The 21,277-nt window shown below is 69.1% G+C and carries 21 protein-coding genes; 7 read left to right on the top strand and 14 right to left on the bottom strand.

Features of this window, described 5'->3' with window-relative positions; translation table 11 throughout:
- Positions 1 to 401: 401 nt before the first annotated feature.
- Complete coding sequence (locus tag NG1_RS26495) at positions 402 to 986, bottom strand: transglycosylase SLT domain-containing protein (protein WP_062975170.1); 585 nt, start codon at positions 984 to 986, stop codon at positions 402 to 404.
- A 175-nt stretch (positions 987 to 1,161) separates the two neighbouring features.
- Here NG1_RS26495 and NG1_RS36980 point away from each other — a divergent pair, with 175 nt between their 5' ends.
- Positions 1,162 to 1,350, top strand: a complete 189-nt coding sequence (locus tag NG1_RS36980) for a hypothetical protein (RefSeq protein WP_157114240.1) — start codon at positions 1,162 to 1,164, stop codon at positions 1,348 to 1,350.
- A gap of 266 nt (positions 1,351 to 1,616) precedes the next feature.
- Here NG1_RS36980 and NG1_RS26490 read toward each other — a convergent pair whose 3' ends face one another.
- The 6 genes from NG1_RS26490 to sucB form a co-directional block, all read right to left on the bottom strand.
- On the bottom strand, positions 1,617 to 3,050 hold the full coding sequence (locus NG1_RS26490; RefSeq protein WP_062975168.1) for an ATP-binding protein: 1,434 nt from the start codon (positions 3,048 to 3,050) through the stop codon (positions 1,617 to 1,619).
- A 148-nt stretch (positions 3,051 to 3,198) separates the two neighbouring features.
- Positions 3,199 to 4,239: a lipoyl synthase gene (gene lipA, locus NG1_RS26485; RefSeq protein WP_062975166.1), complete on the bottom strand. Its 1,041-nt coding sequence runs from the start codon at positions 4,237 to 4,239 to the stop codon at positions 3,199 to 3,201.
- A gap of 10 nt (positions 4,240 to 4,249) precedes the next feature.
- A complete protein-coding gene (lipB, locus tag NG1_RS26480; RefSeq protein ID WP_062975165.1) occupies positions 4,250 to 4,996 on the bottom strand; it encodes a lipoyl(octanoyl) transferase LipB in 747 nt (248 codons plus the stop codon).
- A 685-nt stretch (positions 4,997 to 5,681) separates the two neighbouring features.
- Positions 5,682 to 6,221 carry a GNAT family N-acetyltransferase gene (locus NG1_RS26475; RefSeq protein ID WP_062975164.1) on the bottom strand — a complete coding sequence of 180 codons (540 nt, stop codon included), beginning with the start codon at positions 6,219 to 6,221 and terminating at the stop codon, positions 5,682 to 5,684.
- Positions 6,218 to 7,126: a TIGR01777 family oxidoreductase gene (locus tag NG1_RS26470; RefSeq protein ID WP_062975163.1), complete on the bottom strand. Its 909-nt coding sequence runs from the start codon at positions 7,124 to 7,126 to the stop codon at positions 6,218 to 6,220. Before NG1_RS26470 ends, NG1_RS26475 begins: the two co-directional genes overlap by 4 nt.
- Positions 7,127 to 7,145: 19 nt before the next feature.
- The gene (gene sucB, locus NG1_RS26465; protein ID WP_062975161.1) at positions 7,146 to 8,915 is read right to left on the bottom strand and encodes a 2-oxoglutarate dehydrogenase, E2 component, dihydrolipoamide succinyltransferase; all 1,770 of its coding nucleotides are present in this window, start codon (positions 8,913 to 8,915) and stop codon (positions 7,146 to 7,148) included.
- 259 nt (positions 8,916 to 9,174) lie between these two features.
- Between sucB and NG1_RS26460 the strand changes: the two genes are divergently transcribed.
- Positions 9,175 to 9,537, top strand: coding sequence for a hypothetical protein (locus NG1_RS26460; RefSeq protein ID WP_040865862.1), 363 nt, complete (start codon positions 9,175 to 9,177; stop codon positions 9,535 to 9,537).
- Positions 9,538 to 9,648: 111 nt separating this feature from the next.
- Here the strand turns inward: NG1_RS26460 and NG1_RS26455 are convergent, their stop codons facing one another.
- Positions 9,649 to 11,160: a leucyl aminopeptidase gene (locus NG1_RS26455; RefSeq protein ID WP_062975159.1), complete on the bottom strand. Its 1,512-nt coding sequence runs from the start codon at positions 11,158 to 11,160 to the stop codon at positions 9,649 to 9,651.
- 25 nt (positions 11,161 to 11,185) lie between these two features.
- On the opposite strand from NG1_RS26455, the gene NG1_RS26450 reads away from it, so the two are divergent.
- The 3 genes from NG1_RS26450 (at position 11,186) to NG1_RS26440 (ending at position 14,249) form a co-directional block, all read left to right on the top strand.
- Positions 11,186 to 11,905 carry a GNAT family N-acetyltransferase gene (locus tag NG1_RS26450; protein WP_245660063.1) on the top strand — a complete coding sequence of 240 codons (720 nt, stop codon included), beginning with the start codon at positions 11,186 to 11,188 and terminating at the stop codon, positions 11,903 to 11,905.
- A 43-nt stretch (positions 11,906 to 11,948) separates the two neighbouring features.
- Positions 11,949 to 13,049, top strand: coding sequence for a glycine cleavage system aminomethyltransferase GcvT (gcvT, locus tag NG1_RS26445; protein WP_062975157.1), 1,101 nt, complete (start codon positions 11,949 to 11,951; stop codon positions 13,047 to 13,049).
- A gap of 102 nt (positions 13,050 to 13,151) precedes the next feature.
- Complete coding sequence (locus NG1_RS26440; RefSeq protein ID WP_062975230.1) at positions 13,152 to 14,249, top strand: branched-chain amino acid aminotransferase; 1,098 nt, start codon at positions 13,152 to 13,154, stop codon at positions 14,247 to 14,249.
- Position 14,250: 1 nt separating this feature from the next.
- On the opposite strand, the gene NG1_RS26435 is transcribed toward NG1_RS26440, so the two are convergent.
- From NG1_RS26435 to NG1_RS26415, 5 genes are all read right to left on the bottom strand, one after another.
- Entirely contained in the window at positions 14,251 to 14,964 is a 714-nt protein-coding gene (locus tag NG1_RS26435) for an MBL fold metallo-hydrolase (protein WP_062975155.1), read from the bottom strand.
- 134 nt (positions 14,965 to 15,098) lie between these two features.
- Positions 15,099 to 15,854, bottom strand: coding sequence for an adenosylcobinamide-GDP ribazoletransferase (locus tag NG1_RS26430; protein ID WP_062975153.1), 756 nt, complete (start codon positions 15,852 to 15,854; stop codon positions 15,099 to 15,101).
- A gap of 199 nt (positions 15,855 to 16,053) precedes the next feature.
- Entirely contained in the window at positions 16,054 to 17,151 is a 1,098-nt protein-coding gene (gene cobT / locus NG1_RS26425; RefSeq protein ID WP_062975152.1) for a nicotinate-nucleotide--dimethylbenzimidazole phosphoribosyltransferase, read from the bottom strand.
- A gap of 380 nt (positions 17,152 to 17,531) precedes the next feature.
- A complete protein-coding gene (gene cobU, locus NG1_RS26420) occupies positions 17,532 to 18,089 on the bottom strand; it encodes a bifunctional adenosylcobinamide kinase/adenosylcobinamide-phosphate guanylyltransferase (protein WP_062975150.1) in 558 nt (185 codons plus the stop codon).
- Between the two features lie 217 nt (positions 18,090 to 18,306).
- The gene (locus tag NG1_RS26415) at positions 18,307 to 19,275 is read right to left on the bottom strand and encodes a helix-turn-helix domain-containing protein (RefSeq protein ID WP_062975148.1); all 969 of its coding nucleotides are present in this window, start codon (positions 19,273 to 19,275) and stop codon (positions 18,307 to 18,309) included.
- Between the two features lie 85 nt (positions 19,276 to 19,360).
- Here NG1_RS26415 and NG1_RS36975 point away from each other — a divergent pair, with 85 nt between their 5' ends.
- Positions 19,361 to 19,522: a hypothetical protein gene (locus NG1_RS36975; RefSeq protein WP_157114239.1), complete on the top strand. Its 162-nt coding sequence runs from the start codon at positions 19,361 to 19,363 to the stop codon at positions 19,520 to 19,522.
- A gap of 458 nt (positions 19,523 to 19,980) precedes the next feature.
- Here NG1_RS36975 and NG1_RS26410 read toward each other — a convergent pair whose 3' ends face one another.
- Positions 19,981 to 20,652, bottom strand: coding sequence for a DUF3043 domain-containing protein (locus tag NG1_RS26410; RefSeq protein ID WP_062975146.1), 672 nt, complete (start codon positions 20,650 to 20,652; stop codon positions 19,981 to 19,983).
- A 196-nt stretch (positions 20,653 to 20,848) separates the two neighbouring features.
- On the opposite strand from NG1_RS26410, the gene NG1_RS26405 reads away from it, so the two are divergent.
- The gene (locus tag NG1_RS26405) at positions 20,849 to 21,199 is read left to right on the top strand and encodes a HesB/IscA family protein (protein ID WP_040865873.1); all 351 of its coding nucleotides are present in this window, start codon (positions 20,849 to 20,851) and stop codon (positions 21,197 to 21,199) included.
- Positions 21,200 to 21,277: the final 78 nt, after the last annotated feature.

Genomic DNA, 21,277 nt, shown 5'->3' with positions numbered 1-21,277 from the left:
AATCGCGAACAAGACTCGCCGTATTCCCATCCGAATCGAAGGTGTGGGTCTTGGCGAGCCGCGCCGTCGTCCGTCCGGCCCAGCTCGCCCTCGAGTGCGCGACCGCTCTTGGCCTGCGTTTCCTTGCGTGTCTTCGGAAGGCAGCCCCATGTGCTCGCTTTCGTTCGCCGTGCTGGGTTCGGCGAGATCGTCGCCGCCGCGTCGATCAACCGCCGCACGCATTTCACGCCCCTATGGAGACCCGGAGTCGGTGTCCTGGACCGCGATTACCAACGTGCTGCTGGCCGATGGTGGTGTCGCAGGGCAGTGGCCGATTGAGGTTGACTGGAGTCGCACCGGGAAACGGCAGCGCCTCCGCGTCGAGAAGACGGGAGGCGCTTGCTCGGATTCGAGTTCGGGGCTCAGTAGGCCCCGTTGACGTTGTCCATCGAGCCGTACCGATGGGCCGCGTAGTTGCAGGCGGCGGTGATGTTGGCGACCGGGTCATAGATGTCGAAGGCGGTGCCGTCGACGTGGTAGGCGTTGAAAGTCGGGTCGATCACCTGGAGCAGACCCTTGGAGGGGGTGCCCTTGGCGGCGTTGGAGTCCGACAGGTTGATGGCCCGGGGGTTGCCGCCGGATTCGCGCATGATGTTGCGGTGAATGCCCTCGTAGCTACCCGGAATGCCGTGAATCCGCATGACATCGAGGGACTGGCGGATCCAGCCGTCGAGGTTGTTCTCGTAGACCGGGGGCGGCGTGGGCACGATGCCCTCGGGCGCCACCCCGGGCAGCTCTGGCAAACCCGGCAGCGCAGGCAGTGCGGGCAGCGCAGGCAGGCCCGGGAGGTCGATCGGCGCGGCAGCGGCGACCGGGGCCGCAGCGTTGTCGTCGGCCACCGCGACTCCGGCGGAGAAACCAACGGCGATCACGCCGACGGTGGCGGCGATGGCCGCGCCCTTGCGAAGGGACGAGCGGCGGAGAAAAGAAGAGCGTGCGTCAGGCATCGAGAAATCAGTTCCTTGTTCGTGCGGCGATCCGGCCGGAAAAACCAGCGCGGGGTCTACGGCTGGCACCAGGTAAGGTGTTCGCCATCTCGGCTCGTGTGCGGTTTTCGGATTTCGTTGTGAAAGCCAGGGTTCGAAATTCCTGGCGGCGCGACGCGGTGCACAAGTCGGGGCGGTGCCCTTCGGTGCCGCTGCCGTACCCGGAGAGAAACAAGCCGTTGAAGCTGTGGAGCTGGTTTCTCGGGTCTCTTCCGGACCTGATCTCAGCTTGATCACGGTCGGTGAACATTTGGCTAACGGTAAATTAAGACAACGTATTGCCGATCTTGGCGAGCCGCATTCCATCTTCACCGTGGTGCGCTGACCAGGCATTTTGCGCGCAAACGTGATTTATGTCACAAAATCTGGTTCACAGTAACGAGACCTAGTTTGTCTCGTTCCGATCACTGGAACGACGAGCAGGGCTGGGACGCCGGACCCTCCGACGCAAAGTGCCGGAAATTGTTTACGGCTCCAGCGACGGTGATCGAAATGCTCGTTCCAAGCCCACCCTGACCGTGTTGTCGTAAATGGGGGTTCAGCGCCTCGAATGCGTCCTGCTGAAAACAGAAGCGACCGTATGGCGGTGGATCACTCCCAGGCTCGGACGAGATCCTCTGGCCCCCAATGCATTGCCAGCGGTAAGGTCTCTGCGACACCGGATCGGGAGACAGCAACGAGGCGGGTCTCATGGCCGGTGCCGGGCACCGCGAGCACCGAGCGGGCAAGACTGTCATAGTCGTGGCGGTCGAAAGGCCGGTCTTCGAGCCATTTGATGGAACCGATGAAATGGATTGCCTTGGCGACGAGTTCGCGATCGGCGCCGACCAGGTCGATTTCGGGATTGTTCTGCCGGTTCCACCAGCCGCCGACCACCTCGGTATCCGGCCATCGCTCATCGGGCAGCAGCCGCATGAGGGATTCGCGGACCAGTGGTTCGATAGCACGTCCGCGCCAGGTGGTCCATGAGCGTTCGATTCGGCTCAGCGCGACATCGCCACGCCCACGTTCGATGAGCGGAATGCCGCGTTCCAGGAAGGCGAGCCAGAACCGAAGATAGCAGTCGGCGATTCGGTAGCGCTTGTTCTTGGTGTCCGGCTTGGTGGATAGCGGAAGATCACTGGCGACGATTCGCTTGTCCTGCAACCTGTTCAGCAGCGGATTGAGGGTTCCCGCGGGCAGCGCGTTCGTTCCACCCGCTTGCGCGGCGATGGTGCCGAAAGTTCGTTCTCCACTGCCGATGGCTCCCAGGACGGCGCGCGAGCGCATTCCCTCCGGAAACTCGCCCAGCAGCGACAACTCGCCCGCCACGAGCAAAGGGGCCAGCGGGTTCGCGGCCGCGTCGCGCAGGAAGTCGGTTCGGGTCATCCCTGTGCGCCACGAACTGACGATCTCGGGAAACCCGCCGGTGATCAGCAGCGCGTCGACGCTGTCAGCGGCGTCGAGGCCGGTCATGGCCTGCACATCGGCCAAATGCAGCGGTTCGACGGTCATTTTCGTCGCGCGCCCGAAGAACGGCCGGTCGCGGGATCCGAGAGCCTCCATGACCGAGATATCGCTGCCGACCAGGATGAGCAGCACTGGCTTTGCCGACAGGTGGCGATCCCACACAGTCTGCAAGGCGCCTTCGAATTCCGGATCCTGTTCGACCAGCCATGGCACCTCATCGATGACCGCGATACCGGGTGCGTCATCGGGCAAGGCGATCGCGAGGGCCCGGAGAGCTTGGTTCCAGTCGCCGGCGCGCAATCCGCTGACCAGTTCCGCGCGTCCGAACCCGGACTGTGCGACCGTGGCGGTGAATTCCTCTCGCTCAGCAACGGGATTGCGGCCGCGCGTTGCCTGGAAGACCAGGTAGCTGTGGTCGGACCCATCGCAGAATTCCTGAACGAGCCGCGATTTTCCGACCCGTCGGCGACCGGTCACGATGACAGCACGACCACGAGTGGTGCCGGTGCCCTCGGTCACCGAGTGCAGCTGACGAGCGAGCAGATCGAGGTCTGCGGATCTTCCGGTGAACTCCACGCTCGTCTCCTGAACTAAGATGGAAACTTACTAAGATTCCATCTTAGTTTACTCGAACGGCTCGAGTGTGTGCTCTACCCGGATGTCGTAAATACGCGTCGGCCCTCGCGCATGACGGGGTGCGAGGGCCGGGACTGCTCGGGGTAGGTCAGCTGCCGAAGCGGGCCAGCACGGCGCCGGCTTCCTGGGATGCTGTGCCTTCCTCGGCGAGGTGCGCCATTTCCGGGGCGATCTCGCGGCCGTGGTGGGCCATCGCCTGGGCGTACAGCCGACCCGCTCGGTAGGAGGAGCGGACCAGCGGGCCGGCCATCACGCCTGCGAAGCCGATTTCCTCCGCCGTCTCGGAGTGCTCGACGAACTCCTCCGGCTTCACCCAGCGGTCGACCGGGTGGTGGCGGGGGGACGGGCGCAGGTACTGGGTGATGGTGAGGATGTCGCAGCCCGCCTCGTGCAGGTCGTGCATGGCCCGGGTGACTTCCTCGGGGGTTTCGCCCATACCGAGGATGAGGTTGGACTTGGTGACCAGGCCTGCTTCGCGGGCGGCGGTCAGCACCGCGAGGGAGCGCTCGTAGCGGAAAGCCGGGCGGATGCGCTTGAAGATGCGGGGGACCGTTTCGAGGTTGTGCGCCAGCACTTCCGGGCGGGCGGAGAAGACCTCGGCGAGCTGGTCGGGGTCGGCGTTGAAGTCGGGGATCAGCAGTTCCACGCCCGTGTGCGGGTTCGAACGCTTGATGGCGCGGACGGTTTCGGCGTAGAGCCAGGCGCCGCCGTCGTCCAGATCGTCGCGGGCGACGCCGGTGATGGTGGAGTAGCGCAGGCCCATGGCCTGGACGCTTTCGGCGACGCGGCGGGGCTCGTCCCGGTCGAGGGCGGCCGGCTTACCGGTGTCGATCTGGCAGAAATCGCAGCGGCGGGTGCACTGTTCGCCGCCGATCAGGAAGGTGGCCTCGCGGTCTTCCCAACACTCGAAGATGTTGGGGCAGCCCGCTTCCTCGCACACAGTGTGCAAACCTTCGCGCTTCACCAGGCCTTTGAGTTCGGAGTACTCGGGACCCATGGTGGCGCGGGTGCGGATCCACTTGGGTTTGCGCTCGATGGGGGTTTCCGCGTTGCGGGCTTCGATGCGCAAGAGCTTGCGGCCGTTGGGTGCGGCGGCGTTGTGTGGTGTCGGGGTGTCGACTGAGGTCACTCGATCGACCTTACGCCGTCGCGCTCGGGGACTGCGGGGTGGTGTCACCAGGAGTGACACGCGGAATATTGTGCTCGGCGACCGGCAGGTCGCCGTCCAGCGCGCGGATGAGGGCGCCGACCACCAGCGGCTTGATCTCGGCGACGGTCACTTCGCGACCGAGTTCGCGGGTCAGCGTGGTGACGCCCGCGTCGCGGATGCCGCACGGAACGATGGCCTGGAAACCGTCCATGGCGGCGTTGCAATTGAGCGAGAGGCCGTGCAGGGCCACGCCGCGCTGCACACGCACACCGATCGCGGCGATCTTGCGTTCGGCGTACAGCTCGGTGGCGGGCAGCCAGACGCCGGAACGGCCCTCGACGCGGCCACAGACGAGGCCGAGCCCGGTGCAGACGGTGATCAACGCCTCCTCGAGGCGGCGGACGTAGTCGACGACGTCGACCGGCTCGGCAAGCCGCACGATGGGGTAGCCGACCAGTTGGCCGGGACCATGCCAGGTGATCTTGCCGCCGCGGTCGACCTGCACCACCGGGCTGCCGTCGATGGGCAGATCGTCGGCCTCGGTGCGGCGGCCCGCGGTGTACACCGACGGGTGCTCGAGCAGCAGCAGATGATCGGATCCGTTGCCCTCGGCGCGCTGCTCGGCGATGCTGCGCTGCAGCTCCCAGGCGGCGTGGTAGTCGATGAGTCCGAGATCCTCGACCACGATCGGGGTCGTATCGAATCGGGCGGACAGGGTGGTGCGCGTGTCGTTCACAGCGATGACGGTACGCCCACGGGGCCAGCCGGTTCCAGCACCCCGATGGGGAACCGGCACGGCCGGAACGGATAGCCAGGGGGAGCGCTGGGAGGTTGCGCGGTCATGAACCGCTGGCACGTCCACGCGTCGGGCGGGTCGCAGACATAACCGGAGCCCGGCGGCGGCGAGCACCCACACCGCCTTCGTGAGCCGTTGCGCCGGACGGTCCTGCCCAGGCGAGGTACGGCGCGAGCATCCGCACCGTCTTCTCGAGCCACTGCATCGGACGGCCTTGCCCCGATATGAGGTACCGCGCGAGCGTGCGGTTTCCGTCGCGAGGAGGGCAAGGCCTTCCATGGCGTCGATTGGCCCGATCGCCGTATTTCGAGCTATAGGCCTCACCGCTTCGGGTGGACGTCGAAAAGGCTCGCGTCAACCGTGTGCCTCGGACCTATGTGGCGTCACGTGCTGAAATGCACGTCGTCACCCCGGATACGCCCATCCGTGCAGGGGCGTCGAGCAACCCTCCTCCGAGCCTCCGAGCCTCCGAGCCTCCGAGCCTCCGAGCCTCCGAGCCTCCGAGCCTCCGAGCCTCCGAGCCTCGGTGCGCGGCACGGTCCTCTACTGCACAAACCCGCGTAGCTCCCACCACTCCATACGTCCGCGAGAGGAAACGCAGTACGTCGGCGGCTGGGACAGTGCGTCAGTCGACGACGTCGATGGGAAGGGTGAGTTGCATGAGCGTCAAGTCCATCCAGCGGCCGAATTTGTGGCCCACCTCCGGCAGGACGCCGACGGTGTGGAAGCCGAAGCGTTCGTGCAGGAGGATCGAACCGGCATTGCCGGATTCGATGGCGGCGATCATGGCGTGCACCGTGCCCGCGCGACGAGCCCGTTCGATCAGCTCGGTGAGGAGGGCGGTGGCGATGCCGCGACGCTGGAAGCGGTCGTCGACGTACACGGAGTTCTCGACCGTGTAGCGGTAGCCGGATTTGGTACGCCACGGGCCGTAACTCGCGTAACCCGCCGGCGCGCCGTCGATCTCGGCGACCAGCACGGGCAGCCCCGCCCCGGTGCGGGCCTGGAACCAGCCGAGGCGCTCGTCCAGGCCGACCCGCTCGGTGTCCCAGATGGCGGTGGACGTGGCGATATTCGCGTTGTGGATGTCGAGGATCGCCGGAAGGTCATCGGTGGTCGCGTCGCGGATGACCGTGGCGGGCCTGGTGTCGAGTCGGTCGGTCATCGAGCATCTCCGGGTCGTCCCACCGCGGCGGCCAGCGCGGCGCCGATGGTGGGATGGTGGAACTGGTAACCCGCTTCCTCGAGGGCGGTGGGGATGGCTCTCGGCCCGCGCAGGATCGCCTCCTGCGCCATCTCGCCGACCAGCGCGTTCAGCGCGAATGCCGGGACGACGAGGGGAGTGGGGCGATGCAGCGCCCGGCCCAGCGCGCGGCTGAACTCGGCGTTGGTGACCGGTGCGGGGCCGACTACGTTGATCGGGCCGGAGACCGTGTCGTGGGTGAGCGCGAAGACGATCGCGCCGATCTCGTCGGCCATCGAAATCCACGGCGTGTACTGGCGGCCGTTGCCCAGCCGCCCGCCCAAGCCGAGCGCGTACAACGGATGCAGCACGCCGAGCACGCCTCCGGTCCGGGACAGCACCGCGGCGCTGCGCAATAGCACCGTGCGCACACCGGCCGTGGCGGCGGGTGCGGTTGCCTTCTCCCAGTCCCGGCACAGGGCGGCCAGGAAACCCGATCCGGCGGGGGAGGTCTCGTCCACGACCCGGTCGCCGGTGTCGCCGCCGTAGTAATGCACGCCGCTGGCATTGAGCAGTACGGGCACGTCCGCGGCGACCACCGCACCGGCCAGGACGTCGGTCGGTGTGATGCGGCTGTCGCGCAGCTCCTGTTTGAAGCTGCCGGTCCAGCGGCGCCGCCCGACGCTCGCACCGCAGAGGTTGACCACGGCGTCGGCGCCGCGAAGCGCCCGTTCGTCCAGCTGGGCACGAGCCGGATTCCAGGCGAATTCGTCCGCGCCCGCCGCTTTTCTGCGCACCAACCGGGCGACCTCGTGCCCGTCGCGGCGCAGTGCCGCGACGAGCGCTGTCCCGATCAACCCGGACGAGCCGGCGATCACGACCTTCATAGGTGCCGCGGGACCTTCCTCACAGACCGAGATCGGCCTCGAACGCCGCTTCCTCGAGCCGGTGGCGGATCGTGGTCAGGAAGCGTCCGGCGTCGGCGCCGTCGATCAGGCGGTGGTCGTAGGTGAGCGGCAGGTAGCACATCGAGCGGACGCCGATGGACTCGTTGCCGGTCTCGTCGGTCACCACGACCGGGCGCTTGACGATCGCGCCCGTACCCAGCATGGCCGCCTGCGGCGGCACCAGGATCGGGGTGTCGAACAGCGCGCCCTGGCTGCCGATGTTGGTGATGGTGAAGGTGCCACCGGCCAGCTCGTCGGGCTTCAGTCCGCCGGTGCGGGCGCGGTTGGCGATGTCGGCGATGGCGCGCGCCAGTCCGGCCAGCGACAGGTCGCTGGCGTTGTGGATCACCGGCGACAGCAGGCCCTGCTCGGTGTCGACCGCGATGCCGAGGTGCACCGAGGCGTGGTAGGTGATCTCCTTGCTGGACTCGTCGTAGCTGGCGTTGACGTTCGGGTGCACGCCGAGCGCCTCGACCACGGCCTTGGCGAAGAAGGGCAGGAACGTCAGGTTGACGCCCTCGCGGTCCTTGAACGCCGCCTTGGCCTGCTTGCGCAGCGTCGCGATCTTGGTGACGTCCGCCTCGTGCACCTGGGTCAGCTGCGCGGTGGTCTGCAGCGACTCGCGGGTCTTGGTCGCGGTGATCTGGCGGATGCGGTTGGCCTTCTGCACGGTGCCGCGCAGGTGGGCCAGTTCCGGGCTCGCCACCGCGGGCGCCTTCGCCGCGGCGGGAGCGGACGCGGCGGGAGCGGCGGCCGGAGCAGGGGCCTTCTTGGCCTCGGCGGCGGCGAGCACGTCCTGCTTGCGAATGCGGCCGCCGACACCGGAACCGGTGATCGCGGCGAGGTCGACCTTGTTCTCCTCGGCCAGCTTGCGGACCAGCGGAGTGACGTAAGGGGTTGCGCCGTTGGAGGATTCGGCAGCCGGAGCGGCGGCGGGCGCGGGGGCCGGAGCGGGCTTGGGCGCCGGAGCGGGGGCAGCTGCCGGAGCGGGCGCGGCGGCGGCGGGGGCCGGTTCCGGCTTCGGGGCCGGTGCGGGCTTCGGAGCGGGTTCGGGAGCCGGGGCGGGCGCGGGAGCCGGGGCGGCGGCCGCGGGGGAACCGCTGCCGATGACGCCGAGCTGTCCACCGACCGCGACGACGTCGTCTTCCTGGGCGGTGATCTCCAGCAGGGTGCCCGCGACGGGCGAGGGGATCTCGGTGTCGACCTTGTCGGTGGAGACCTCGAGCAGCGGTTCGTCGACGGCGACCTCGTCGCCGACCGACTTCAGCCAGCGGGTGACGGTGCCCTCGGTGACCGACTCGCCGAGTTCCGGCATCTTCACCGACGTGCCGTCACCGGACGACGCGGGCGCGGCTTGGGCGGCGGGCGCGGACTCCTCGGCCGGAGCGGCCTCGGGCTCGGCAGCGGGCGCCTCCTCCGCGGGGACGGCAGTCTCCTGCGCGGGCGCGGCGGCTTCCGGAGCGGGCGCGGGAGCGGAGGATTCCGCCTCACCGGCCTCGCTGATGACGCCGAGCTCGCCGCCGACCTCGACCACGTCGTCTTCGTTCGCGACGATCTTCGACAGCACACCCGCCGCGGGGGACGGGATTTCGGTGTCGACCTTGTCGGTGGAGACTTCGAGCAGCGGCTCGTCGACCTCGACCGTGTCTCCTTCCTGCTTCAGCCACCTGGTCACCGTTCCCTCGGTGACGCTCTCACCAAGAGCGGGCATCTGGACGGAGAAGGCCATGTCCGTTGACTCCTCTGACTGCTCGACGGGGTTCTACAACAGTTGATCTCGCTGCGGACGCCCGCCGCGGGTCGCGCCGGGAGTCCGTAAGCCACCGATCATTGTGGTGGCGCCGGAGATCCGTGTGGTTCTTGTACCGCGGTCCATCCTTGCACTCGCGCGCAAGCCATGTAGCACAGGGCGGCGTACTGCGCGGAGCTGGCAGTATGGGAAGACCGGCGGTGAACATTCTCCGGTGCAGGAAAGGAGGTCGGCGTCGTTGGGTTTGCTGGATCGTTTCCGCGGCGGCGCGACCCGGGGTGGCGGCACTCTACGTGGGCGTTCGGTGGACGGGCGGGATGCTCGCTACCTGGCCGACTGGGTGCGCACGCACGTGGGCGTCGAAGGCTACATCGAACCGAAGACCACGGTGACAGATGTCACAGTTGTCCTTATTGCCGCGGATGGTGAATGGACGCGGCGGATCGTCGGCGAGCGCGGGGCGCAGCGGCTTGCCAAGGATTTGCACATCCCCGTCTACGACGTCCGCAAGACCGGATATCCGCAGCGGATGCGTGACTACGACGCCCGCAAGCGGGTGGAGCGGCAACGCGAGTTGGAGCGGGATCTGTACGACCTGTGAGCCGTCGGATTGTCTGATCCGTCCGATTTTCCATGGCGTGTGCGCGGGCTATCCGCCCGGGTCGCGTGGTGCGCGTCGGCCGGGAGTCACCCCGGCCGACGCGCTCGTCGCTCACTCCGCGGCGATGTCCTGCAACACGGCGATCAGGGTGCGCACCGGCACGCCGGTCCCGCCCTTGCCGATGTAGCCGAACGGGCCGCCGGTGTTGTAGGCCGGACCGGCCACGTCGAGGTGGGCCCACTGCACGTCCTCCGGGACGAACTCCTTGAGGAACAGTCCGGCCGAGAGCATGCCGCCCCAGCGGTGCGGCGCGACATTGGCCAGGTCGGCGATCTTGGAGTTCAGGTCACCGCGCAATTCGGCGGGAAGCGGCATCGCCCAGCCGTTCTCCCCGACCTCGCGGGAGATGCGGGCCACTCGGTCGCGGAACTCGTCGGTGCCCATCACGCCGGGCGTGCGGGTGCCGAGCGCGACCATCTGCGCGCCGGTCAGGGTGGCCACATCGATCAGGTACTCCGGCTCGTCCTCGCTCGCGCGCACGATCGCGTCGGCCAGGATCAACCGGCCCTCGGCATCGGTGTTGAGCACTTCGACGGTGGTGCCGCCGTACTGGGTGAGCACGTCGCCGGGGCGCTGCGCGGTGGCCGAGGGCATGTTCTCCGCCATCGGCACCGTGGCGGTGACCGTGATCGGCAGGCTCAACCGCGCGGCCAGCAGCGTCGCGGCGATCACGGCGGCGGCGCCGGCCATGTCGGAGGTCATGTTCTCCATGTTCTGCGCGGGCTTGATGGAGATGCCGCCGGTGTCGAACGTGATGCCCTTACCGACCAGCGCCACCTTCTTCGGGCCGCCCGCGTAGGTGATCCGGATCAGGCGCGGCGGGCGCGAGGAACCCTTGCCCACTCCGAGGACACCGCCGTAACCACCCGCTTCCAGCGCCTTCTCGTCGAGCACCTCCACGGTGAGGCCCGCGGCCTCGGCGAGTTCCTCCGCCCGCGCGGCGAACTCGGCCGGGAACAGGTGGCTGGGCGGGGTGTTCACGAAATCCCGTGCGGTGGCGACGGCCTCGGCGGTGAGTTGCGCGCGGAACAGGGCCTCTTCGCCGAATCCGGGCTCGGGCACCAGCAACTCGACGCGGGCCACGGGGCGCTCGTCCGGCTTGGGCGCGGACTTGTCCGAACGGAACGGCGTGAACGAGTAGGCGCCCAGGTAGAAGCCTTCCGCGGCGGCACCGATGTCCAGTCCCGACAGCGTGGTCGCCACCAGTTCGGTGCCGGACAGCGAGCGGGCGGCCACACCGGCCGAGCGGCGGATCTGCTCGGCGTCGAGTTTGTCGGCGGAGCCGAGGCCGACGGCGAGCACGCTGGTCACCCCGTCCAGTCCGGGCGGCGCCGGTATCCGGGTCAGTTCCTCGGCCTTGCCCTTCGCGCCGACCGCGCCCAGCTGATCGAGCAGTTCCGCGCGCACGTCGGCGGTGAGCACGTCGCCGAACAGGTCCTCGGGCACGATGGCGGGGCCGTCCTCCGAGGAGGTCAACCCGATGACGAGCACATCGGTGTCCGCGCCGATGGTCTCGGTGCGTGCCAGTTCCGGTCCGAGCGAGCGATCTGCAACAGCGGTCATGGGCACAGGCTATTCGGTCCGTCGGGTGGGCGAGGAAGCGGTGGGAGACGCGGCGGGCCCGCGGGTCGAGCAACTCGGCGAACTCGGGGCGCGGCCGCATGGATTCGCGTACGAATACGGTGTTCACATCGAAGGGAGCGCAATGGAGATCACTGCTCGCCGGGCGACCGGGCACGACCGTGACCCGCTGATCGAGGCGTTCGTCGCGGCCAGTGCGGACGAGGTGGTGACGGCGTGGATCCTCGAAGATCAACCCGACACCGGGTTCCGCACCGCGTTCGTGCCTGGGTTGATCGATCGCGCCTTGCGGGACGACGAGATCTGGGTCGCGGGCGCGGGCGGGGAGATCTGGTCGATCTCGATCTGGCAGCAGGTCACCTCGATCGAACGATTCGCCGCCGAAGCCGCCGAGGCGCGGGCCATGGTCGAACAGGCGCCCGGTGTGCGGGCGCTGCGACGCGCCGCGATCGTCACCGACCTGCTCGCCCGCGAACATCCCCGCGAGTTCCCGCATCGGTACCTGCAAGTGATCGTGACCAGGCCCGAGCATCGCGGCAAAGGAGCCGGTGCGGCGATCCTCGCCGACCGGCTGACGGAATCGGTCGTCCCGGTGTTTCTCGAAGCGAGCACCGAACGATCCGCTCGGCTCTACGGCCGGTGCGGGTTCGCCCCGACCGGAACGACGCACACGCTGCCGGAGAACGGTCCGACCCTCATCCCGATGTGGTTCGGTCTGGGGGCGTGAGCGGGACGAGGACCTGGGCATCGGTCCCGGATAAGCTCGGCTGGTGACCGAGACGAGCCTCCTGCAAGGACCCATCCACGCCGTGCACGTCGAGCTGGGCGCCACCTTCGCGCCGTTCGGGGGCTGGGAGATGCCGGTGTCGTACGCGGGCACGGTGACCGAGCACCAGGCGGTTCGCACGACGGTGGGGCTGTTCGACGTCAGTCATCTCGGCAAGGCGACGGTGCGCGGTCCGGGCGCCGCGGCGTTCGTTAACTCGGCGCTGACCAACGATCTCGGCCGGATCCGGGCGGGTAAGGCGCAGTACACGCTATGCTGCGCCCCCGACGGGGGAGTGATCGACGACCTGATCGCCTACTACGTCGCCGACGACGAGATCTTCCTGGTGCCGAACGCCGCCAACACCGCGGCGGTGGTCGCCGAACTGCGCAAGGCGGCGCCCGAGGGCGTCACGGTCACCGACGAACACCGCGACTTCGCCGTGTTCGCCGTGCAAGGGCCGCGCTCCACCGAGGTGCTCAGCGCGCTCGGTCTGCCCACCGACCTCGGGTACATGGCCTACGCCGACGCCGATTGGGACGGCCGCCCCGTCCGCGTCTGCCGCACCGGCTACACCGGCGAGCACGGCTACGAGTTGCTGCCGCGCTGGGACGACGCCGAGCCGCTGTTCCGCGCTTTGACCGAGCGGGTGCGCGCGGCCGAGGGCCAGGTGGCCGGGCTCGGCGCCCGCGATACCCTGCGCACCGAGATGGGCTACCCCTTGCACGGGCACGAACTCTCGCCGGACATCTCGCCGGTGCAGGCGCGCTGCGGCTGGGCGGTCGGCTGGACGAAACCGGAGTTCTGGGGGAAGGCCGCTCTGGAACAGGAGAAGTCGGACGGTCCGCGCCGAATCCTGCTCGGCCTGCGGGCGCTCGACCGCGGTGTGCTCCGGCAAGGGCAAACCGTGCTGCGCGACGGCGAACCGGTCGGCGAAACCACGTCCGGCACCTTCTCGCCCACCCTCAAGGCCGGCATCGCGCTGGCCCTGCTGGACACCTCGGCCGACGTCGAACCCGGCACCGAGGTAGAGGTCGACGTGCGCGGCCGCCGCCTGCGCTGCGAGACCGTCCGCCCGCCCTTCGTCCGGACCAACACCAAGTGACCGCCCCGCGCCCGGACGCGGGCATCGGCTGAGATCGGCGCGGCGCGGGAGGGCGCGGACCATGGCGAAATGGCGCGGATCGGGCCGGATAGGATCGTCGGCATGACCGCTGCCGCACAGTTCACCCGTGTTCCGCATCCCGCGCCACTCGCAGCGCAGCGGCGACAAGAGGTACTGGCGCAGCCGGGGTTCGGGCGCCACTTCACCGATCACATGGTCTCGATCGATTACGCGGGCGGCACGTGGACGAACGCGCGGGTGGAGCCGTACGGACCGCTGGCGCTGGATCCCGCGACCATGGTGTTCCACTACGGCCAGGCCATCTTCGAGGGACTCAAGGCCTACCGGCAGGGTGACGGCAGCGTCTCCTGTTTCCGCATCGATGCCAACGCCGCGCGTTTCCGCCGGTCGGCTCGCCGGATGGCGATGGCCGAGCTGCCGGACGAGCTGTTCATCGAGTCGGTCCGGCAACTGCTGGAGGTGGACCGGGACTGGGTGCCCGCGGCGGGCGGCGAGGAATCGCTGTACCTGCGGCCGTTCATGTTCGCCACCGAGGCCGGGCTCGGGGTGAAGCCCGCCGCGGCGTACAAGTACCTGCTGCTCGGCTCCCCGGCGGGGGCGTACTTCCCCCGCGGCGTGAAGCCGGTGCGGGTCTGGCTGTCCACCGAATACGTGCGCGCCGCGCCGGGCGGCACCGGCGAGGCGAAGGTCGCGGGCAACTACGCGGCGTCGCTGCTCGCGCAGGCCGAGGCGTCGGCCAAGGGATGCGACCAAGTGGTGTGGCTGGACGCGTGTGAGCGCCGCTATGTCGAGGAGATGGGCACCAACAACCTGTTCTTCGTCTTCGGTTCCGGCTCCGAGGCGCGGCTGGTCACCCCGGAACTGTCCGGCTCCTTGTTGCCGGGCATCACCCGCGACTCGCTGCTCACCCTCGCCGCCGATTCCGGCTTCCCGGTCGAGGAGCGCAAGATCTCGGTCGAGGAATGGCGCAAGGGCGCCGAATCCGGTGAGATCACCGAGGTTTTCGCGTGCGGCACCGCCGCGGTGATCACCCCGGTCGGCTGGGTCCGTTCCGGTGACGGCGAATTCACCATCGGCGGCGGAGAGCCCGGCGTGGTCACCATGGCCCTGCGCGACACCCTCACCGGCATCCAGCGCGGCACCTTCGCCGACAAGCACGGGTGGATGCGGCCGATGTGACTCAGCCCGGCATCAGCATGTGCCACTGCTCCAGCGTCTGCGGACGCATGACGTAATTTTTGTCCCGGACAGTGGACAGTGCGGCGTTGGGTTCCTGCGAATACCAGTGTCCCGGGTAGACGACCGGATCGCCGGCGAGTCCGGCTAGGTAGCGCAGGCTGCGGAACATTTCGTCCGAATCGCCGCCCGGGAAATCGGTGCGGCCGCAGCCGTCGACGAACAACGTGTCGCCGGCGATCAGGCGGTTGTCGAACAGGAAGCATTGGCTGCCCGGTGTGTGGCCGGGTGTGTGTAGTAACTCGATCTCGAAGGTCCCGACACCGACCTTGTCGCCGTGCTCGTGGCCGGTCAGCTCGCTCTCGGCGATCCCGGTGACGTTGGCCACCCACGGCAGCTCTTTGGCGTTGACATGCACTGGGACGCTTGTCTTTTCGAGGAGCTCACGCACTCCGCGCAGGGTGAAGCCGAGCATCGTGCCGCCCACGTGATCGGGGTGATGATGGGTGGCGAGCACGCCACTCAGGCGCAGGCCGTCTCCCTCGGCGATGTCCACCAGATCACCCGCCGCGTAGGCCGGATCGATCACCACACACTCGCCCGTTTCCCGATCGCCGATCAAATACGCGAAGTTGCGCATCTGCGTCGCGATCGGATCGCCCACGGCGTAGTCGCGTCCCGACAACAGCTGGCGAAAATACAGGCGCTCAGAAGACATACCGCCCACCTTATTGCCCGACCCAGACGATCCGCGCGGCACGGCCGGAAAAATTCCAGTGACCCAGACTCTCGCCCGCGTTCGAACTCGACCAATGTTCAAATCGTCATGCCGGGCCTGCCGCCTGGGGTGGGTCAGCCGGTGGGGACTGCGAGCGACAGCACGGCCGCCGCGACCGCGACGGTGGTCTCGACCGCGGCGCCGAGGACGTCACCGGAGAGTCCGCCCAAGCGACGGGCGCAGTGCCGGACCAGAATTGCCGAGGCGGCCAGACCGAGCACCACCGCGAGGGGGCCGAGCCACGCACAGCCCGGGACGGCGAGGACAGCGAGGCCGATCGCGATCGCGGACCAGGCGGCCCCGGCGAGGGCCGACTGCGTGTCGGCCACCAGAATGCCGAAACCGGTGCCGGGCGCGGCGGGGACACCTCGGCAGGCGAGGATTACCGCGACACGGCCGGTCGCCACGGCGAGGGCGACCGCGAGCCATCTGCCCGAATCGGCGAGGGCCGCGAACGAGAACGCTTGGACCCCGATGGTGAAGACGAGTCCCGCCACACCGAACGGGCCGGCCCCGCCGCTCTTCATGATCTCCCTGGCCCGCTCCGGCGGCCCGTAGCTGCCGAGCCCGTCCAAGGTGTCGGCCAGGCCGTCGAGGTGCATGCCTCTGGTGATCAACGCCAGCGCGCCCACCACCAGTAGCCCGGCAAGCGCGGTGCTTGCTCCGGCCCGGGACAGTGCCCCGAGCAGGGCCGCCGCCCCGGCGCCGAGCAGGGCCCCGACCAGTGGGGCCAACAAGATCGCGCGCGCCGCCGCCGGTCGATCCACGGCATCCGGCCCGCGAACCGGCAGCACGGTGAGCCAGGAAATCGCCAACCGGACACCGTTCATGCCGGACCTCGGGCGGCGACCGGCGCTTCGCGCGGGTCGACGATGTGGGAGATGACCGGCTGCGGCGTCGAGTTCCGCCTGCGCACTGTCGTCGGCGGATGAATACAGCCCGCAGGTGGAAGGCCGTGGTGACGGAGTTCCGCCCGCGCCTGCTCGGGAGCGCGGGCGATCCGCCGTCGGCCTGTCGCGCGGGACGGCGTCACTTGCGCAGGTTCGGTGCGGGGCTCGCCGGTTCCGGGTCGGCGGTGCTGACGCCCGCTTCGCCGAAGGTGGACATCTCCGCGAGGGTGGCCACCGCCGAGCGGAGGATGGGGAGGGCGGTCAGGGCTCCCGAGCCTTCGCCGAGGCGCATGGTCAGATCGATCAGAGGGTCCAGACGCAGGTGACGCAGCGCGAGATCGTGGGCCGGTTCGGTGGAGCGGTGACCGGCCAGCCACCAGGCGCTCGCACCCGCGGCGAGATCCTCGGCGACCATCGCCGCCGCCGTGACGACGACGCCGTCGAGGACGACGGGCGTGCGCCGGGTGGCGGCTTGGGCGAGGAAAGCGGCCATCGCGGCGAAGTCGGCGCCCCCCGCGACGCGAAGGAGTTCGACCGGATCCTTCACCACCGGACGGGCGCGGCGCATCGCATCCCGGATCGCGGCGACCTTGCGGATCCATCCGGCGTCGTCCACGCCGGTGCCGCGGCCGACGGCGGCGACCGGTTCGGTGTTGGTGAGGCTCGCGACGAGCACGGTGGCGGGGGTGGTATTGCCGATGCCCATGTCGCCCGCGATCAGCAGATCGGCGCCCGCATCGATCTCCTCGTCGGCGATGGCGCGGCCCGCCTCGAGCGCCGCGCGGACCTCTTCCGCGGTGAGTGCGTCCTCGCGATCGATCGCCCCGCTGGAACGACGCACCTTGTGCTTGGACACCTGCGGGTCGGTGTCGGCGTCCACGGAGATGTCCGCGACCCGGACCGTCGCGCCCGCAACGGCCGCGAGCGCGTTGACAGCGGCGCCGCCACCGAGGAAGTTCGCGACCATCTGCGCGGTGACCTCGCTCGGGTACGCCGATACCCCGTGCCGTGCGATGCCGTGATCCCCGGCGAAGACCACGACTCTGGCGCGCTCGAACTGCTTCGGCGGGCACGTGCCCTGGCAAGCCGCCACCCAGTTGCCGAGTTCCTCCAATCGGCCCAGCGCCCTGGCAGGCTTGGTCAGCTGCGCCTGCCGCTGCTCGGCGGCCGCACGAAACTGTGTGTCCGGAGGCGCTACCGGTCCGAATCCGTGCGTCACTATCGAGCCTTTCGTCATGGCGGTTACGCCGACTACGCCGCCCAATCTTGCCATTGCCCCCTTCGCGCCGTCCGCCCGTGACCTGACTCGCGGCACCGGTCCGCCTGTGCTCGCCCGCTCGTCCGGCCTCCGAGCGCAACTCGGTTCACGGCAGACACCATCCTTCGGATGAGCGACCGCTTACGCGCCGCCTGCGAGTAACCCGTCAGCTGCGCCACCCCTCTCACGAGCGGCAGCAGGGGTCTACCACTCATCGGCACAGCCGGTCGCACTTCGTTGGGCGGGAAACCGGCCACCTCGCCGCGATCGCGGCGGATGACCTCGCGGTGCAATGGGATGCCGCGGTCGAGTTCGCACCCGCGCGGTGGTGGCAGTGTTCGAGAGGGCAGCGCGCGGCGCTATTTGAGGCGCAGCGGGAGCCCCGCGACGACGAGGAAGGCTTCGTCGCAGACCTGGGCGAGGCGCTGGTTGAGGATGCCGATCTCGTCGCGGAAGAGGCGGCCGGAGCGCGTGGCGGGGATGACGCCCATGCCGACCTCCGGGCTGACGATCACCAGATCGCCGGGGTAGGCGGCGACGGCTGCCACCAGCGCGTCGGTATCGGGGCAGACCGTCCCGCGCGGGGCGTCCCACGCGTCGCTTGCGTCGATGCGGGCGGTCAGCCAGGTGCCGATGTCGTCGATCAGGGTGAGGGCGGGCGGCGGCGCTGGTTCGGCGAGAATTGCCGCCGGATCGGCGCTTTCGACGGTCGACCAGCCTGCCGGGCGTCGGCCGCGGTGCGTGGCGATGCGTTCGGCGAAGTCGTGGTCGGCGGGGTCGGGCACCGCGGTGGCGAGATAACGCACCGGACCGCCCGCCCGGACCGCGATGTCCTCGGCGAACGCCGACTTCCCCGACCGCGCGCCACCGAGAACGAGGGTGCTGCGTGGCGCTGCCGACGAGGAAGTTTGTGACACGGGTGCACGGTATCAATCGAAGAGCACACCGCCACGCGTGTCTGCGGATCCGCGCTCAGGAGCCGCCGAGGCAGACGCGTCCCGCACCGATCTGCGACGCGCCGACCGGGAGACCTCCGAGTGGCTGCGGTAAGCCGGTCGGCATCCGATGCGGGTTCGCCGATAGGCGTCGGGGTGGCCATGAGCGAGGGCGGCTACAGCTGTCTCGTTTCCGCGTTCAAATCGAGGCTTCCGGGCTGCGGCCGAAGCGGCGACGGTATTCGGTGGGGGCGATGCCGACGAGGCGCTGGAAGTGATGGCGCAGGAGAGCGCCGGAGCCGAAGCCGGAGCGGGCGGCGATGTGCTCCAGCCCGAGGTCGGTGTCCTCCAGCAAATGCTTGGCCAGTAGCACGCGCTGGTTGGTGAGCCATTTCACGGGGGTGGTTCCGGTCTCGGCGACGAACCGGCGCGCGAAGGTGCGGGTGGACATGTTGGCGCGCGTGGCGAGGTCTTCCACCGTGTGTGGCAGGTCGAGGTGCTCGTTCATCCACTCCAGAGTGGGGATGAGGCTGTCGGAGGTGCAGGCGGCGACGGGGCGTTCGATGAATTGCCGCTGCCCGCCGTCGCGCTGCGGCGGGACCACCATGCGCCGCGCGATCGCGTTGGCCACGCCGCTGCCGAGTTCGCGCCGCACCAGGTGCAGGCAGGCGTCGATGCCCGCGGCGGTGCCCGCGCTGGTGATCAGATCGCCTTCGTCGACGAACAGCACGTCCGGATCGACGGTCGCCGCCGGGTACGCGGCGGCGAGTTGCTCCACATGACGCCAGTGCGTGGTGCACTTGCGGCCGTCGAGCAGCCCGGCCGCCCCGGCCAGGAAGGCGCCGGAACACACGGTGAGCACGGTCGCCCCGGCTGCCGCCGCCTCGCGGACGGCCGTGACGACCCGTGGATCGAATCCCTGGTCGGCCGCGGCGGCGGGGATGGCCACCAGATCGGCCGTCGCCAGCTCCGCGAGCCCGTATTCCGGGGTGACCGTGATCCCGGGGCTGGTCGAGTGCAGCGGAACGCCCGGCTCGGCCCCGCACACCCGGAAATCGAAGCCCGGCAGCCCGTCGGCCGTGCGGTCCAGGCCGAAAACCTCGCAGATGACCCCGAATTCGAACATGGCCATGCGTTCGGACAGCACGACGGCGACCTTCGACAGCATGCCGTCAGTCTAGTGGCCGTATTTTTACGAACAATGTCAGCACCGCCACTTTCGGCCGTAAATAACTGAACGCAAAATTACTGCCATGGTTACTTTCCTCGTCTCCCTGGCAGTCATCGTGGCTTTCGCCACACTCGTCGCCCGCGGAACGGCTCGCGCGGGTTCCTCGAACGTGGTCGACCGCGACGCGGAACGACTGGACTCCGAGCTGACGGCCATGCTCGGCCGCAACACCCACCACCGCTGACGCAACGCCGCGCTTCCCTCCGGCATCGCGCAGCGGCCCAGCCGGGCAAGTCGGAGGAAGGGCGACCGTGAACCGCCCGGCCTCAACCACAGCTGTTCGAGCGAAGCAAGATCGACCACATTGCTCGTTGGCGGCCCGGCGCGCGTCGGAGCGGCCGCCACGTAGGTGACAGGGATGCAAGCGGCCGCCGCATAGGCGGCAGGACCGCAAGAGGCTGTCGGCTCGAGTCGTCAGCCTGCGTCTATCGACCGTCTGCACCCGAGAGCGAGCTTCGACACCTACGCGCCCAGCGCACCTCGACTCCCGGTTTCGAGCGAAGCGAGACCGAGCATGTTCCGTTCGCGGCCCGGCTCGCGTTTGCGCGGCCGTCGCGTAGGCGACGAAGGAGCAAGCGGCGGTCGCGCAAACGCGAGCCACAAAGGGGCCGCGAACACCCAGCGCCGAAGGCGCTGGCAAAACTACACAGCGTCGCCGGGGCTGACGCGCGGCTTGGGGGCGCGCATCTTGCGGATCTGTGAGGCGCGGACGAATGCGTACCAGCCCAGCCGGTACCCGCCGTCGGTGGTCTCCGGGAAACGCTCCCTGACCCGGTTGTTCACCACCCGGCCGAGCAGCACGCCCTCGACGCCCATGAACAGCATCATCACCAGCATGGCCAGGGTGACGATGGTCTGCAGCGCGGGCGCGACGAACATCGACAGGATCAGCACCAGCGCCATCGGCATGAACAGGCCGACCAGGTTGCGCCGGGCGTCGACGATGTCGCGCACGAATGCCCGGACCGGGCCCTGGTCGCGGGGCGGCAGGTATTTGTCCTCGCCCGCGAGCATGCGTTCCCGTCGATCCGCGGCGGCCTCGCGCCGTCTGGCGGACGCGGCCTTGCGTTCCGCCCTGGTGCCCCGCGTGGCCTTGCGGCGGGCGCGGGCCTCCTTCGCGGTGAGCGGAGCGGGCGCTATCGGGCCACGGCGCTTGCCTTGTGCGTCACGGCGTTTCGGGGTGGGGCGGCCCTTGCCCGCGGTGGCCGTGGCCGCCGCGCGGGTGGTGCCCGCGGCCGAGCCACCGTCCGTGACCACCGTCGATTCGGCGGTCGCGTCGGTGCTGCTGGACTCGCCGCGACGGAACAACTTCACACAGACCAGGCTATTCGATGGGTAGCGCGGCGAGAAATGCGGTCCGATTCGCCCGGAGTGTGCGGTGTCACGCAGGTTGCGTGTCACCGCGGATCGGGTGGTGGCAAGATGGAGGAATAGCAGCCGGCCGAGTGGTGTTGACCGACACGACCCCGTGCGCTGTTCGGGTAGACCACAGGTTCCTCGAGGAGAGTTCATGACTGTGCAGAACGAGACCGCCACCCACGGTGTGAGTCTGACCGACGCCGCCGCCGCGAAGGCGAAGGCACTGCTGGACCAGGAGGGACGCGACGACCTGGCGCTGCGGATCGCGGTGCAGCCGGGTGGTTGTGCCGGCCTGCGCTACCAGCTGTTCTTCGACGACCGCTCGCTCGACGGCGACCTCACCGTCGACTTCGCGGGTGTCACGCTGGCCGTCGACCGGATGAGCGCGCCGTACGTGCAGGGCGCCTCGATCGACTTCGTCGACACCATCGAGAAGCAGGGCTTCACCATCGACAACCCGAACGCCACCGGCTCCTGCGCCTGCGGCGACTCCTTCAACTGAGACCGGCCGCCGCTCCGGGCCTTCGGGCCATGCGAGTCGGGTGACGTGGGCTCGCGAAATCGGTTGTCCCGTCCGGAC

The sequence above is a fragment of the Nocardia gamkensis NBRC 108242 genome, from assembly GCF_001612985.1.
Classification (GTDB): Bacteria; Actinomycetota; Actinomycetes; order Mycobacteriales; family Mycobacteriaceae; genus Nocardia; species Nocardia gamkensis.
This window is presented reverse-complemented; position numbering and strand designations above follow the sequence as displayed.